General features: G+C 63.1%; 16 protein-coding genes and 1 pseudogene. 8 read left to right on the forward strand and 9 right to left on the reverse strand.

All coding sequences use genetic code 11. The features are described from left to right. The first annotated feature begins 7 nt into the window (after positions 1 to 7). The 3 genes from EV292_RS21175 to EV292_RS21185 are packed head-to-tail and all read left to right on the forward strand — an operon-like array spanning position 8 to position 2,769. The gene (locus EV292_RS21175; RefSeq protein ID WP_132911264.1) at positions 8 to 1,444 is read left to right on the forward strand and encodes an alginate export family protein; all 1,437 of its coding nucleotides are present in this window, start codon (positions 8 to 10) and stop codon (positions 1,442 to 1,444) included. A gap of 10 nt (positions 1,445 to 1,454) precedes the next feature. Beyond that, positions 1,455 to 2,156 (forward strand): YoaK family protein, encoded by a 702-nt coding sequence (locus EV292_RS21180; protein ID WP_132911265.1) that lies wholly within the window; start codon positions 1,455 to 1,457, stop codon positions 2,154 to 2,156. A gap of 37 nt (positions 2,157 to 2,193) precedes the next feature. Then, positions 2,194 to 2,769: a TMEM175 family protein gene (locus EV292_RS21185; RefSeq protein ID WP_132911266.1), complete on the forward strand. Its 576-nt coding sequence runs from the start codon at positions 2,194 to 2,196 to the stop codon at positions 2,767 to 2,769. 23 nt (positions 2,770 to 2,792) lie between these two features. Here the strand turns inward: EV292_RS21185 and EV292_RS21190 are convergent, their stop codons facing one another. The 3 genes from EV292_RS21190 to EV292_RS21200 all read right to left on the reverse strand — a co-directional run bounded on the left by EV292_RS21190 (position 2,793) and on the right by EV292_RS21200 (position 5,881). Next, the gene (locus EV292_RS21190) at positions 2,793 to 3,701 is read right to left on the reverse strand and encodes an EamA family transporter (RefSeq protein WP_165927222.1); all 909 of its coding nucleotides are present in this window, start codon (positions 3,699 to 3,701) and stop codon (positions 2,793 to 2,795) included. Between the two features lie 14 nt (positions 3,702 to 3,715). Beyond that, complete coding sequence (locus tag EV292_RS21195; protein ID WP_132911268.1) at positions 3,716 to 4,858, reverse strand: alpha/beta hydrolase; 1,143 nt, start codon at positions 4,856 to 4,858, stop codon at positions 3,716 to 3,718. 75 nt (positions 4,859 to 4,933) lie between these two features. Continuing rightward, positions 4,934 to 5,881, reverse strand: coding sequence for an AraC family transcriptional regulator (locus EV292_RS21200; protein ID WP_207913506.1), 948 nt, complete (start codon positions 5,879 to 5,881; stop codon positions 4,934 to 4,936). 329 nt (positions 5,882 to 6,210) lie between these two features. Here EV292_RS21200 and EV292_RS21205 point away from each other — a divergent pair, with 329 nt between their 5' ends. The 4 genes from EV292_RS21205 (at position 6,211) to EV292_RS22950 (ending at position 10,136) form a co-directional block, all read left to right on the forward strand. Then, complete coding sequence (locus EV292_RS21205; RefSeq protein ID WP_132911269.1) at positions 6,211 to 6,951, forward strand: SDR family oxidoreductase; 741 nt, start codon at positions 6,211 to 6,213, stop codon at positions 6,949 to 6,951. Between the two features lie 85 nt (positions 6,952 to 7,036). Continuing rightward, the gene (locus EV292_RS21210; protein ID WP_132911270.1) at positions 7,037 to 8,101 is read left to right on the forward strand and encodes a hypothetical protein; all 1,065 of its coding nucleotides are present in this window, start codon (positions 7,037 to 7,039) and stop codon (positions 8,099 to 8,101) included. 31 nt (positions 8,102 to 8,132) lie between these two features. Beyond that, complete coding sequence (locus EV292_RS21215) at positions 8,133 to 9,002, forward strand: alpha/beta hydrolase (RefSeq protein ID WP_132911271.1); 870 nt, start codon at positions 8,133 to 8,135, stop codon at positions 9,000 to 9,002. Between the two features lie 111 nt (positions 9,003 to 9,113). Next, a complete protein-coding gene (locus EV292_RS22950) occupies positions 9,114 to 10,136 on the forward strand; it encodes an NAD(P)H-dependent oxidoreductase (protein WP_132911272.1) in 1,023 nt (340 codons plus the stop codon). A 37-nt stretch (positions 10,137 to 10,173) separates the two neighbouring features. Here the strand turns inward: EV292_RS22950 and EV292_RS21225 are convergent, their stop codons facing one another. Further along, complete coding sequence (locus EV292_RS21225; protein WP_132911273.1) at positions 10,174 to 10,575, reverse strand: RidA family protein; 402 nt, start codon at positions 10,573 to 10,575, stop codon at positions 10,174 to 10,176. A gap of 274 nt (positions 10,576 to 10,849) precedes the next feature. Here EV292_RS21225 and EV292_RS21230 point away from each other — a divergent pair. Continuing rightward, positions 10,850 to 11,796: pseudogene (locus EV292_RS21230) on the forward strand (IS630 family transposase). Here EV292_RS21230 and EV292_RS23265 read toward each other — a convergent pair. The 5 genes from EV292_RS23265 to EV292_RS22955 form a co-directional block, all read right to left on the reverse strand. Continuing rightward, the gene (locus EV292_RS23265) at positions 11,781 to 12,212 is read right to left on the reverse strand and encodes a pirin-like C-terminal cupin domain-containing protein (RefSeq protein ID WP_243693903.1); all 432 of its coding nucleotides are present in this window, start codon (positions 12,210 to 12,212) and stop codon (positions 11,781 to 11,783) included. The pseudogene EV292_RS21230 and the gene EV292_RS23265 sit on opposite strands and share 16 nt — an antisense overlap. Then, positions 12,213 to 12,416: a pirin family protein gene (locus EV292_RS23270; protein WP_243693904.1), complete on the reverse strand. Its 204-nt coding sequence runs from the start codon at positions 12,414 to 12,416 to the stop codon at positions 12,213 to 12,215. Positions 12,417 to 12,570: 154 nt separating this feature from the next. Continuing rightward, the gene (locus tag EV292_RS21240; RefSeq protein ID WP_132911274.1) at positions 12,571 to 12,873 is read right to left on the reverse strand and encodes a GNAT family N-acetyltransferase; all 303 of its coding nucleotides are present in this window, start codon (positions 12,871 to 12,873) and stop codon (positions 12,571 to 12,573) included. A gap of 29 nt (positions 12,874 to 12,902) precedes the next feature. Next, positions 12,903 to 13,772 carry an SDR family NAD(P)-dependent oxidoreductase gene (locus EV292_RS21245; protein ID WP_132911275.1) on the reverse strand — a complete coding sequence of 290 codons (870 nt, stop codon included), beginning with the start codon at positions 13,770 to 13,772 and terminating at the stop codon, positions 12,903 to 12,905. Between the two features lie 231 nt (positions 13,773 to 14,003). Next, complete coding sequence (locus EV292_RS22955) at positions 14,004 to 14,738, reverse strand: nuclear transport factor 2 family protein (protein WP_207913508.1); 735 nt, start codon at positions 14,736 to 14,738, stop codon at positions 14,004 to 14,006. Positions 14,739 to 14,873 lie beyond the last annotated feature (135 nt).

Genomic DNA, 14,873 nt, shown 5'->3' on the forward strand with positions numbered 1-14,873 from the left:
GCGGACGATGAGTCTCGTCCTGGCGCTTTGGGCCGGCACCGCTAATGCGCAGACCAGCTCGGGTGAAGCGGGAGCGGCTGCTCCTACCGCCACCGACGCGTGGCAATCGCCGACGCTGACGATAACCCGATACGACGAGCATTATGACCGCCTCGCCGACCCGTCCGCGCGTGACGATCATTGGACCGAGCCATTCAAGTACATACCACTGGGGAACGGCGGCGCATATCTGACGACGGGCATCGAGCTGCGCGCGCGTAACGAGAACTACCACGAGAATCTTTGGGGCGGTGCCGCCGCTCCGAACGATAGTTATCTCTGGCTGCGCGCCTTGCCCTATGCCGATCTGCATGTCGGCACCGGCAAAGTCGCCGCGCGCGCTTTCGTCCAGCCAATCCTAGCCTATGCGGTCGGGGTCGCGCCCTCGGCCGGGCCGATCGACCAGACACGCGCGGACCTGCTGCAGGGCTTCATGGACGTGCGCATCGGCGCAGACACCAACGCGCCCGACGGCTTGGGGCTAACGCTGCGTGCCGGGCGGCAGATGCTGTCGCTCGGCACTGAACGACTGGTTGGCACGCGCTACGGCCCTAACGTGCCGCTCACCTTCGATGGGTTCCGCGGCTTCGCATCAGTGAAGGGTGCGACGGTCACCATATTGGCGGTACGGCCGGTTACGCCCGGCCTGGGCACGTTCGACGACACGCGGTCGCGCGCCAAGTCGCTTTGGGGTGCTTATGCGACCATCCCGGCTATCGCACCGGGCGTCGGCCTTGATCTCTATTATCTCGGGTACCGCAACACGACGGCACCCTTTGGCGGCGTAACGGGGCGCGAGCTTCGCCACAGCATCGGTGCGCGCTCGCTCGGCGTGGTCGGGGACTGGCATTGGAACGTCGAGGGTGTAGCGCAGTTCGGCCGCTACGCCGGCGGCACCATCGCCGCTTGGACGCTCGGCACCGAGGTGGGCCGGAAGTTTTCAACGGCGCCTCTCACCCCGGACGCGGTGCTGCGCGTCAACGTCGTAAGCGGCGACCGCCGAGCCAGCGACGGCAAATTGGGCACGTTCAACGCGCTGTTTCCGAAGGGAAAATATTTCGGCGAACTGTCGCCGGTCGGCCCCACTAACATCATCAGCGTCAACCCACGTGTCTCGGCCACGCTGTCGCCAACCGTCACGGCCAGCCTCGGCGGCAATGCCTACTGGCGCTACTCGCGCGGCGACGGTGTGTACGACATTCCAGGCAACCTTATCCGCGCCCCCGGCACCGCATCTGCCCGCTTTATCGGCAAGGAGGTCGAGGGGACACTGGGGTGGCAGGTGACGCCGGAACTCGAACTCTCCTCCTCGCTGTCCGCATTCGACGCGGGCGGTTTCATTCGTCAGACCGGCAGCGCACGAACGATCGTCATGCTGGGGCTGGAAGCCAATTTCCGTTTCTGAAGGACCTTCCATGGTTGACAAGATTGCCTTCGACCCGCGCGTGCCCCTGCTCCTGATGCTGTCGTTGACAACGGGTCTCGTCGACGCGGCGAGCGTCCTGGGCCTCGGCAAGGTGTTCACCGCCAACATGACGGGCAACGTTGTATTCTTGGGGTTCGCGCTTGCGGGCACGCCCGGCTTCGTCGTGGCACCAGGCCTCGTAGCGCTCGCGACATTCATGATTGGTGCGCTGGTGGCGGGCCGCATTGGAAAGTCGATGGGGGCGCGCCCGCTCCGCCGCTGGCTGCTGACGGCAGCATTCTTTGAAGCCGCTCTGCTATGGGGTGCCGCGGCGATTTCGCTTCGCTTCGACGTCGGGGACCAGGCTCCGCATTGGGCGCTGTATGCGATCATCGCCACAACCGCGGTCGCGATGGGATTCCGTAACGCAACTATTCGTCAGCTCAAGGTGCCCGACCTGACGACGACGGTGCTCACGCTCACCATCACCGGCATCGCAGCCGACTCTACCTTGGCAGGTGGCGGCAATCCAAACTGGGGACGCCGGATTGGCAGCGTCGTTGCGATCCTCGGCGGTGCGGTTCTGGGCGCGCTTCTGGTTGTTCGAACCGGGTCGCTGGTCATTCCGCTCATACTGGCCGGCACTCTCGTGCTGTTCGGCACGGCATTGTGTGCGGTTCACCCGAGCTCGCTGGAGCCAGCAAAGTCCTAAGGCGCCTGCCCGGCCGAAGCGGAAGGTTCAGGTCACAATGGACAGCAAGCGTCTCGAAGCGTTCACCGACGGCGTGGTCGCAATCATCATCACAATCATGGTTCTGAACCTCGTGCCTCCCCGCTCCAGCGACTTCTCGTCGCTTCGGGCGAGCGTCCCCATGTTCACCGCCTACCTAATCAGCTTTGTCAACGTGGGACTCTACTGGAACAACCATCACCACTTGATGCACGCAACTGAGAAGATCGATGGCCGCGTGCTTTGGCTCAACCTGGCTTTGCTGTTCTGGCTTAGCCTGGTGCCGTTCGTCATCCGCTGGAACAACGACACCGATTTCGCCGTAGTCCCAACCGCGGCGTATGGGGTCGTGCTCGGGATGGCAGCACTCTGCTACGAGTTGATCGAGCGAGCGATTATCGCGTTCAATGGACCGGAATCACGAGTTGCCAAGGGTATCGGACGCGATCGCAAAGGGCTGGTCAGCATCGCCCTGTACGTAGCGGCTGTCCCGCTCGCATTCGTGAGCCGGGGAGTGGCACTGACGATCTACCTCGTTGTGATCTCCCTTTGGATCGTACCTGATGGCCGCATGGTACGCGAACGCAGCGCATAGGGACTGCGCAGCACAGCGGTGCGTTAAGCGGCTTGGCTCCGCCGGTCCCCTATCATCAAGGCAACGCCGGTCAGCGTCATGCCTGCGGCACCCGCCTTTCCCCATCCAACCTGCTCACCGAGAAACCATGCCGAAAGGCAGAGAGCGATCACAGGCGCAACGTAGTTGAAGCTGTTAGCGAGGATGGGCGTCACCTGACGGTTGAGCGATAGGAACACGGCATAGCCGATCAAAGTGCTGGCAATGACGAGAAAGGCCAGGGAGCCCCAGGCCCGGAGCGGGACCGCGGCCGGATCGAACGCGGCCGTCAGGCCGGCCAGCCAGACGCTGAGCCCAAGAACAATGCTGGTGGGAACGAGTTGGGCGGTAAGCCCGATCACGGGATCTTTCGGCATTCGCAGCCGTGCCGCGACCACCGACCCGCCCGCCCATGTTGCGGATGCGGTGAGCGTCATGATCGCTCCGATCGGCCGGAACCCGGCTCCGGCCCACGACAGCCACGCCATAGTGCCTAGGCCAATGATGCCGAGCGAAACGCCTGCGATCTGCCGCCTGTCTGGCGGCTTATGCAGAAACGCCCAGGTGAACAGCGCCAGGAACACCGGCGCGGCTGATCCGAAAACCGAGGCGACGCCGGCGGGGAGCAAGTGCGTTCCCATGATCGCCATTGTCTGACTGCCGATCAGCATGATTGCACCGAGCAGCGCAGCAGCGGCAAGTTCTCGGCGCGACGCAGGGTGTCGTCGCGACCGCCAGATGGCGACGGGCAGGATGATGAGCGACGCGCTACCGAATCGCAACGCCGCCAGCATCAAAGGCTCGAACGCCTTGCCGCCGATCTTGAAGGCGAGGAAGTTCCCGCCGTTATAAAACCAGGTCCACCCTACCCCAAGGACAACAAGTGCCGAGACGTGACGCGCGCGAGTCGACATGTCCGATCTCGCCGTCAAAGCTGCTTGGCGTGAATCCATTCGGCAATGGCACCGGCCAGTTCCGCCTTGCGCTCCAGGGGCAGCCAATGGGCCCCTCTCAGTCGAGTGACGGTCAGGTCCGCGCAGGCGGCACGCATCGGTCCGCCGTAGCGATTGCCAATGATGCTGTTCATCTGGTCCCAGTCACCGTTGACGAACAACACCGGCATCGACAGCCGCGCGCCGTCAGGCGAACGGCGCATATATGCGATATTAGCATCGTCGTTGAGATACCAGGAGCACGGCCCGCGAAAGCCGTTGCGTTCGAACGATCCCGCCAGTGCTGCGAAGTCTTCTGCCGGCCACAGCGCCGGATCAGGTTGGGTTGGCGGGGCGCGGTGCACCGCGCCAAAGCGGCCGCCCTTGCTCGTCACCTTCGCGTTCGCTGCGGGCTTGCCCAACATGGCGGGATCGCCGCGGCGATAGATTGAGGCGAGCGATGACGCCTTGTCCGCGTCCAGGTCGGCGACCGCGGTTTTAAAATTGGTTGTGTACCAGCGGTAATAATCCCATTGGCCGTCGGGATAGACTTCGGCAGGGTAAATCGTCCGGTCGACCAGCGGCACCAGCGTCGGGAGCGCGTTGGCCGTTGGAAAATAGGGGACGGAGATCAGCACCGCCCTCTTGACCCGCTGCGGTTCGTGCGCCGCGAACGCGCCGACCAACACGCTGCCCCAATCGTGCCCGACCCAGACCGCCGGCTTCCCGCCGAGGTGATCGTGCAGCTCGACCATGTCGGCGACCACCTCTGCGTGCGCGTAGGCAGCGGGGTCGGCAGGAATGGAGGAGCCGCCATAGCCCCGCATGTCAGGGGCGATGCATCGCCAGCCCTTGGCTGCGAATGCCGTCATCTGCGCGCGCCAGATGATCCCCTGTTCGGGCCAGCCATGAAGGAACAACATCAGCGGCCCGTCAATAGCGCCGGTTTCAAGGTAGTGGGTGGTGTGCCGGAGCGTTCGGAAAGTCTTGGACACGGGCGCAACGAGAGGAGATACCCAGCTCTTCGTCGGCAGGGCGGCGGACACACCAAGCGCCACGATGACCACCCGCCGATCGACCGGCGGTTCAGTGGAAGCGGAGGAGACTCCGCCGGCGGAGCGGTTGTTGGTAGCGGGCATAGTATCAAGATAGTGTCTCCCACCCCACGCGATTAGCCGCAGCATGTGAGCAACTGTGTTGCTCGACCCGGAACATCATCGGTGGAGGTCGATCATAGGCGAGCTCCCGAACATATTCTTATACTCTCGGCTGAACTGAGACGGGCTCTGATAACCGACCTGATACGCCACGCTTCCGACCGTCGCCAAGCCGCCGGCCAGCAACTTTCGAGCCTCCGTCAGCCGGATGTGGCGTTGAAAGGCGAGAGGGCTGAACCCGGTTATGGCTTTGAAGTGGCGATAAAAAGAGGTGACGCTCATACCGGCGGATGACGCGAGTTGAGAAATGGTGACGGGCTCGTTGTTGTTGGCCCCTAGCCAGTCAGCTGCGGCCTTGATCTGCCGTACCCGATCGTTGCGCTGAACGATTTGACGAAGCGTGTCGCCCATCGAGCTCTGGAGCAGGCGGTAATAAAGCTCGCTCTCATAGTGGGGCGCGAGCATCGCGACATCGCCGGGCGTATTCACGAGCGAGACCAGACGAGCAAAGGCGTCGCCTAGGTCCCCGCTCAGATCTCCTGCGGCAACGGCGCAGGTCCAGCGGTCTTCCGCCTTTGGCATCTCGAGCACGAGCCGAGTGAGCCTGTCGACGTCGAGGTGCAGGCTGATCCCGACATAGGGCAGCTTCGCCTTGGCCCCGATCATCTCATAGGAGAACGGCAGGCCGAAGGATGAAGCCGCGCAGATCCCGGGTGTCATCTCGAAGCGATTGGCGCCCATCGTCAGAACCTTTGTTCCACGCAGCACGACGTAAAACATCGGTTCGAACACCGATGACGTCGGCGGTGTCGCAGTGGCGCTGGACCAGACCGTAAGGCGCGGAAGCGGTGTGGGCTGTCCGCTCAATCCGGGCGATGAGCCCGTGTACGGGGCAGCATCAGTCAGAAGGCGGTGGATCGTGCGCTCTAGGTCATACATGTCCACGAGATAGGGCTTTGGTAGGATCATGCAAACCAAAGGCATCATCGGGAAAGCGGCGAGCAAGCCCTCCGCCTATCTACGGGTCGTGAACGTGTAACGTCCGGATGGAAGAGCCAGTGTCCTGATTGCAATACCCAACTTCGCCTGGAGGCCGTAATTTACCGACCGTGCGACCCCGAGATGGATCGGCGGCGCCATAGGTCTGAGCTGCGGCCGCTAGCTCTGAGCTGCAGATTCGGCGTTCCACTTCACGCAACACAGCTTGGCACAGGGCGACGCTAAGAATCGCCGATCGCGACTGCTAAGTTCGCGCATGACGAAGTCGTGTGCCTTTCCCATCCCCGGCGAAACGCGGGCGATTTGAACCAAACATGGTAGAAAAGGACGATAAGATGATTGATCTTAAGGGCAAGCGCGCTCTGGTGACCGGCGGGTCTCGCGGTATTGGCGCGGCGATCGCTCTGGTGCTTGCAGAAAACGGGGCAGACGTCGCGTTTACTTATCAGAGCGCAGCCGACAAAGCGCAGGGTGTCGTCAAGTCTATCGAGGCGGCGGGGCGCCGCGCGGTCGCTATTCAGGCGGATAGCGCCGATCCGGAGGCTATCGCCCGCTCGGTAGACGAGGCGGTGGCCGCGCTCGGAGGCATTGATATTCTGGTGAACAGCGCCGCGATCGGCCACTCCGGAATGATCGCCGACATCGATATCGGCGAATATCAGCGCGTGATGGACGTCAACGTTCGGGCACCTGTGCTCTTCGCGAAGGCCGTGATCCCGCACCTTGGCGAAGGCGGCCGCATTATCACGATCGGCTCGGCGCTTGGCGAGCGCGTTCCGTTCCCAGGCATCACGACCTATGCGATGTCGAAGGCAGCACTGACCTCATTCACTCGTGGTCTCTCGCGCGAGCTGGGGCCTAAGGGGATCACGGTCAATCTCATCCAGCCTGGGGCAACGAACACGGACTCGAACCCAGCGGATGGCGACGCCGCCGACTTCCAGCGCAGTCTGACGTCGCTGGGCCGGTACGCCGAACCGCGCGAGATCGGTAACGCTGTTGCCTACCTCGCCAGCCCGGCAGCAAGCATCATCACTGGTACGACGCTGACCGTCGACGGTGGTGCGATCGCCTAAATCGTGAAGGCAGCGGCGCGCTTGACGGCTCTCGTAGCCGTGGGTGCGCCGCTCCGGAACAAAGCGGCTCTTCCAGAGACTAGTCATGGAACATTCGAACGCCCTCGCGCTGATCCGCTGCGGGATCAGCACCTTCGCCGAAAAGCGAAGATCGTTCAAAGACATCGCGCACATGCGCCGTGCAGCTCTGAAGTCCGCAATCGCATCCCTCTGCTTCCTCAGCGCCGGTGCTGCCACAGCTCAGGATAGCAGGATTGTTCCTACCGGTGCGGTCGAGCGCGCATACTTCGCTGACGGTCCTTCCGCGGTAATGCGCACGACGTCTTCGGTGCCGTGTGATCGCAGAGGGCACCTATGTGACGTCTGGTATCCGTCCGACATCCAGTCGGGCAAGCCCCGGCCGGTCGTAGTCTGGGCCAACGGCACAGCCGACGCCCCCGTCGAGCCGAAGGTCTACGACTATCTTCTGTCCCACCTCGCCAGCTGGGGCTTCGTCGTGGTCGCCACGCGCGATCCGAAGACCGGATACGGTGACACCGTCCTGGACTCGCTGGATTACCTGAAGGCACAGGCGGACGCCCCGGCCAGCCCGATCCATCGGCGCGTGGATCTCGATCGCGTTGGCGTGGCAGGCCATTCTCAAGGCGCAACCGGCGCGATCAATGCGATGCTGAAAGCGCAGGGGCGGATCAGGACGGCAGTAGCTTTTCAACTTCCCAGTCAGCGGTGGTGCTCGCCAGCCGACCTTTGCGTCCTCACCGAAAACCTGAGGGCAGCGAAGTCCGGTTCGATCTTCTACGTTGGAGGCACCTTCGACGTGATCATCTCGCCGGACAGGCAGAGCGACGGCGAGAAGCTGAACTCTCTGACGGCATATTATGAGGCGACGCCGAACGTGCTGCTCAAGGCCAAGGGGCTGGTGAAGCTCGCCAATCACAATGACCTTCTCGGCAAGCCAGGTTGCGGCTCGGCCGTGGTCGGCAGCCCGCTCACCTGCACGCTCGGCGTTTACGGCTATCTTGGATTACCGACAGCGTGGCTGGCATGGCAGCTTCAAAGCTCGAGCGAAGCCGGCACCGCGTTCCGCAGCGACAAGGGTGAGTTCTTCACGGCTCGAGCATGGAGCGGGCAGGCTAGCAACGTCCGGTGACACCGGGTGCAGTTCCATTACGGAGATTTGTATGACTGCCGTGCATTACCGAACGCAGAAGGTCGGCGAGGTTGAGGTGTTTTACCGGGAAGCGGGCCCTGCCGACGCTCCCGTCCTGCTGCTCCTTCACGGTTTCCCGACCGCCAGCCACATGTTCCGCGACCTGATCCCGGAGCTTGCGGATCGCTACCGGGTGATCGCGCCCGATCTCCCCGGCTTCGGGCAGACCAAGGCGCCGGACCGCGGCGCATTCACCTACAGCTTCGACAACCTGGCTGAGGTCATCGACGGCTTCGTTGAGGCCGTCGGGGTCGAACGCTTCGCGCTCTACATCTTTGACTATGGCGCGCCGACGGGTCTAAGGCTGGCGATCAAGCACCCCGAGCGGATCACGGCGATCATCTCACAGAACGGCAACGCCTACGACGAGGGCTTCAGCGACGAATGGGGCGCGTGGCAGGCCTATTGGCGCGATCCAAGCGAGGCAAACCGCGAAGCGTGCCGCGACTCTCTCTCACCCCAGACGATACGCAATTGGCAATATGGCACCGGCGCCGATCCCGAGCTGCTGAGCCCTGACGGTCGGGAACTCGACATCGCTTACATGGCGCGACCGGGGGCGGAGGAGGTGCAGCTCGACCTCATTCTGGACTATCGTACGAACGTCGCGCTGTACCCCCAATTCCAGGCTTACTTCCGGGAGCACCGACCCCCGTTCCTCGCCGTCTGGGGCCGGCATGACCCTGCCTTCGTTCCAGCAGGAGCGCTCGCCTACAAGCAGGATCTGCCCAATGCCGAGATCCACTTGCTCGACGCAGGACATTTCGCACTCGAGACCCATCATGGTGAGATCGCGCAGCACATCCGCGATTTTCTCAGGCGGGTCCTTTCTTCCCGGTAGCGCGGGATCACCTGAGGAGCGTTCCCCGTTCCGCGACACAGCTCACCGGCGGGGTGAGGCTACAGGACCGACTGGCGCACTGATAATCCGTCTCTAAGCACAGGAGGGTACATGCGCCAAATCCTCGTTATCAACAGCAGCGTAACCGGGCCCGCGTCGGTGTCGCGCATCCTCGTCGAGCATACCGTTCAGAGCCTGCTTGCTGCCGATCCGACGGCGGCGGTTGTCTATCGGGATCTCGACGCCGATCCCATCCCCCATCTAACCTCGGCGACGGTGGCCGGGGTACGCGGTGTGCCCTCCTCCGACGACGAACTGGCATCCCAAGCACGATCGGACGAGCTGATCGAAGAGCTTCGCGCTGCCGAAGTCCTCGTCATCGGAGCACCGATGTATAATTTCAGCATACCGACGTCGCTGCGCGCCTGGTTCGATCACGTTCTGCGCCCTCGGGTGACCTTCTCGTATAGCGAGCGCGGTCCGCAGGGCCTGCTAACCGGTAAGCACGCGATCGTCATCGAACCGCGCGGCGGGCTTTACTCCTCGGGGCCCGCCAAGGTGACCGACTTCCAAGAGCCCTACTTGCGGCAGCTATTGGGGTTCGTCGGGATCACCGACGTGACGTTCATTCACGCGGAAAAGATTGGTTTCGGGCCTGAGGCACGGAAGTCGGCGCTTTCCGCGGCGAAAGCACGCATTGCGCAGCTCTCTGCCCGCATTATGGCCGGCGAAGCCGAACCCGCCGGAGGCGCACTGAGCTCAGCAGCCGACATCGATTTCGCCGCCATCATGGGTGGGAACCTCAAGCGCGTATTTGGCGAGCACGACCCTGCTCGCCGCCTAGTGGCTATTCAAGAACTCTACGCTCCTGACGCCATCCTGCACGAACCCGACCGATCGGTTCAGGGCCACGAGGCAATCTGTCAGGCTGTCACCGAGCTTTTGGACCATCTGCCTCCAGATTTCGCCTTCACGGCCGTTCGGCCGGCGCTTGGCCACAATGGCGTCGGGCGTTTGCAGTGGACCGCCGGACCACCGGGTGGCCCCGAAGCGGTCACCGGCTTGGACGTAGCGCACATCGAATTAGGCGGCATCAAGACGCTGCATGTGTTCCTCGATCCGCAGAGCGCGTAGGCGCGGGGCGAAGCCCGCGCCACATCCGCTGCACCCCTCAGCCTATAAAAGCCGTCACCCTGATCTCGATCCGCATCGTCGGCAGGCCCAAGGCCTCAACGCCGGTCTGCGTCCAGATCGGCGCCCGATCGGGCATGTAGCGCCGAAACAGCTGCGATATCGTCGCGTTCACCTCGGGCGGAAATCCGCCAACGTGATAGGAATTGACGTGCACCACATCCCTCCAGCTGGCCCCGGCGGGAGCGAGCACCTTCTCGACATTGTGGAACGCCTGCGTAATCTCGTCCTCTAGGGAGGCGGGTATGTTCAGGTCGTCGTCCCATCCGCCCTGCCCGGACGTTTCAACGCGATTGCCGACCTTGAGCGTCTGTGACATATGCAGCGCGTCGAACAGTTTCTGCCCAGCGCCATCAGTGACGAACGTTTCCACTTTTGCCATTACGAGAGCCTCTACCTAACTTGGTGCTGGTCCGCCGGCCGCGACTTCAATTCTATTCACGACATCGGTGGAGCCGGCGGCGCGGCATCGTCCGGGAGCGGTATGAATTCGGCATGGTCGGAATCTGGTAACTTCATCCGTCCAGCCTTCCAGTCTGCCGCGGCCTGCGCGAGCCGCTCCTTAGAGCGGTTTCCGGCCTTTCTGAATCATCGAGGATTCACACGGGCGCGGTTTTCTGATTCAGGCTCTGGGCCGGGTCAGGAGGCCGGCACGGATGCCGCGAGTGTTGTCACAGGATCTTCGGGAGCGGGTGGTCGCCGCGATTGATGGCGGGATGTCATGCCGGGCCGCGGCAGCGCGGTTCGGGGTAAGCGCAGCCAGTGCGATCCGCTGGCGGCAGTTGGTCGTTCAGCACGGCACGCCGGCGGCCAAGCGGCAGGGTGGCGACCGCCGTGCGGCCCGGATCGACGCCCACGCGACCTTCATCCTGGAGGCGATCGAGACGAAGGACGACATCACGCTGGTCGAGTTGCAGGTGCTGTTCGCCGAGCGCGGCACGCCGGTCGGGATCGGAACGCTGTGGCGGTTCTTCGACCGGCATCGGATCACGCGCAAAAAAAGACGGCCCACGCCACTGAGCAGGACCGCCCCGACGTCCTGAAACGCCGCGAAGAGTGGTTCGATGGCCAGCTCGACCTCGATCCCGAACGCCTGGTCTTCATCGACGAGACCTGGGCGTCCACCAACATGGCGCGTCGCCACGGTCGCTGCCGACGCGGCGAGCGGTTGCGCTCGGGCGTGCCTCACGGACACTGGAAGACCACCACCCTCGTCGCCGGCCTGCGCCGCACCGGCATGATGGCGCCGATGGTGCTCGATGGCCCGATCAACCGCGACGCTTTTGTTGCCTATGTCCGCCAAGTGTTGGTGCCCGACCTCTGACCCGGCGACATCGTCATCATGGACAACCTGTCGAGCCACAAGGCGCCCGCCGCACGCGACGCTATCGACGCAGCTGGCGCCAAGCTGCTCTTCCTCCCGCCCTACAGCCCCGACTTCAACCCAATCGAGCAGGCGTTCTCTAAGCTCAAGGCGCACCTGCGCAACGCCGCCGAGCGCACCATCCACGGCCTGTGGGACGCCATCGGCCGCATCCTCGACCTCTACCCACCACAGGAGTGCGCCAACTACTTCACCAACGCCGGTTACGATGCAGACTGATCGGAAACCGCTCTAGAGGAAGAAACGAAGTTCCAGTAAATGTAGCGCTCGCCGACCGGCTCGCCACCAAGCAGCATGATCGTGGATCGCTCGGTCGCTGTGACGCGCGATGCAGAGCCGTCCAGGACCAACATCTTCCCCGCATCGAAGCGGCGGCCGTCGACCTCGACGGCGCCCGAGGCGATATAGACCGCGCGCTCGCTATGTCCGCCTGGCACCTCGGCGCTTGCGCCTGGTGCCAGGTCAAGGTGTGCGTAGAAAAGTGGCGAATGGGTTTGCGCACCTGCGGTGAGCCCATACGCGCTGCCCGCGATCAGGTGGCCCGTGACACCGCCTTCGGTCCACTGCGGAAGGTCGCTCCCGGAATGATGAGAGAAGGATGGTTCGGTCTCCTCGGCCTCGCGAGGAAGGGCCACTCACGCCTGAATGCCATGGATGCTGTCCCCCTGGGCACGTGCGCGCTCCAGCCGCTCGCTATGGGTAATTCCGCGGCCCGCCGTCATCCAGTTCACCTCCTGGGGACGGATCGCCTGCTCGTAAGCCAGACTGTCGCGGTGCATGATCTCGCCGGCGAACAGGTAGGTGACTGTGGAGAGCCCAATGTGCGGATGCGGTCGCACATCTGCGCTGCGGTCAACGCCGCGCGGGACGTCGATCGGGCCGATATGGTCGAAATGAAGGGACCCACCATCCGGCGTGTCGCGAAAGGCAAGACCCGGCCGACCTCGAAACTGCCACCAAGGTTCCGTCGCCGTTGCTCTATCACCAAGTCTATCATCGTCTCTGCTCCTCGGCCGAGGTGTCCACTACGTCTGCATATTCGGGATGGCGCGCATAAAAGGCGGCCATGAAGGGGCAGCGGAGGACCGCTTTGCGGCCGCTTTCTCGGAGCAGGTCGAAGACGCCTCGCGCGAGCTTCGAACCGATCCCCTGCCCCGAGAATCGCTCCGGCACGATGGTGTGCGTGAGGGTAAGCCGTTCGCCCTGCAGCCGGTAATATGCGGCAGCAATCTCGTGGCTACCTTCGATGGCAAGCTCAAAGCGCCCTTGGGCCGGATTGTCGTCTACTGTGCTCAAGGGGATCCTCTCCTGGCCCTTGGGTGAATCTAACTCAGCCCCACAAGGCTGAGCCGGAATGCCTCAAGGTCGGCATCGTTCTTCGTTTGCGTCGCAGCCGCGATCTCGGCCGCCCGGGCGCCGACCGACTCCTGGCCGGCCGACAAGCCCTCTTGAGCGATCTCCACCACCCGAGCCGCAACCTCGACAAGATCTCCGCCGCCGATCGCCAGTTCCTCGAGACGTGTCGCCGCCGCGGTCATGCGTTTTCCATAGAGGTCACGCTGCGTCGGGGTCAGGTCGGCGATGGCCGGAACGGTTTTTGACGTTCGGTCTGTGTCAGCAACCGGGCGAATAAGGTCTGTGGTGACCGTCACCACATCCACACCTGAAGGTCGTACCTCGGCTCGATATGCTGCGGAGAGCGCTCTCAGCGCCGCCATCGAGGCTGCAGATGGGCCACTGAATGGTACCGCCAGCCTGGCGATCCAGGAGCTGACCTGGATGATCCGGCCGTGCGCTATGCGGAGCGACGGAAGAAATGCGTTGATGACAGAGACGGCGCCAAGCACGTTTACCTCGAGTTCGCGTCTGATCGTGTCGAGAGGCACAGCCTCTAGCGGACCGTTGTCGATGTGATCCGGAAGGTTCACCAGGACGTCGAGACCAGCGCCATCGAGCGCGTCTGAAACCCCGTCAGCCCAAGCCCGCATGCCTGCAGTGTTGGTGATGTCGCACGCTGCAAGGCTGACACGCCCACCTGAGGCAGCTTTGAGGTCATGAACCTCCGCCGCAGATTTCGCGGTTCCGAAGACCACATATCCTGCGCTGGCGAACTGGAGGGCGGCCTCTCGCCCCAGTCCGGTTCCCGCGCCCGCGATGACAACAGACCGGAAACGCTTGGATGAAGGTCGCGGCATCACTGATCTGCGACAATGCGGGCTTCAAACATTTCGGTTCGGGGGCGCCAGCTAATGCCGAACTCTCCCGGCCCAACGCGTTCAGCGGTTCCTACGCTTTGCCTTTGATCCGCCACCCGATCGCTCCCGGACAGAAGCCAACCCGTCACGGGGTCGGGAAACATTGCGGCAGATTGATCGATACCGGCGTCCATCTTCCGTCCTTTCGAGGTCAGCTCGCCTGCCAAATGCCTAGGTGCGCACGACCACCTGACGCGCGCGCTCATCCGCATCGAACATCGCTGGCCCGCCCGCTGCGAGTACCGTCTCGTTTTGGAGGACGTCCCAGTGCTCGGCGAGGCGCTCGTTCTCGACGCGGAAGATGTCGACCACCACTTGCGGCGAGGGCGCCCATCCACGGATGCGACCATGAATAGTAACGTAGTCTCCCTCAGCGATCATCATTCCAGGCTCGTAAAAGACGTCCTCTGTCAGCTCCGAGACGAGCTTCTGCAGAGCGTCCCGCCCCTGCGGGATGACTGGATTATGCTGGACATAATCGGGGGCGTAGAGCCGCGCGACCGCCGACGCATCCCGACGTTGGAAGAGCGCGGTCATTGCCTCGAGCACAAGCGCCTTGTTGCGCTCGGGACGATCATCGCCGGGAAGGTCCGCAGGTCGGGTGACCTCGATTGAGCCCACCATCCTCAGAAAACGGCCCCCCGGTAAAGTGACGAACGAGTGCACGACTCCTCGATCGAAGTCCTGCACGTTCGTGACCGTCGCGCCGCTTTCCTCGACCCAGCTCACCAAAAAGATGCCGCTTGTCAGCGGCAGCACCTGAATCGAGACTGTCTCTTTATGCGCAAATGGTCCCTCGGCAATATCGAACGACATCTGCGTGACGGAGTGAAGCTGCAAGCTGACTTTGAAGTCGGGGTAGGTGACATTCATCTCCTGCCCGACTGGATATCTGGCGACCGACATTTGTCATTCTCCTGGGTTGAGCCGCCGCAGTCTTGCCAACTCAAAACTGATTTCGACCAACGATGCCCATCGTGAACGGCGGACCGTTCCCCTCCTGTCTGCCGCGTGCAGAGCGCGCCTAGTCCCGGTTCCGCG

The organism is Sphingomonas sp. BK235, from assembly GCF_004345855.1.
In the GTDB taxonomy this organism is placed as follows: domain Bacteria; phylum Pseudomonadota; class Alphaproteobacteria; order Sphingomonadales; family Sphingomonadaceae; genus Sphingomonas.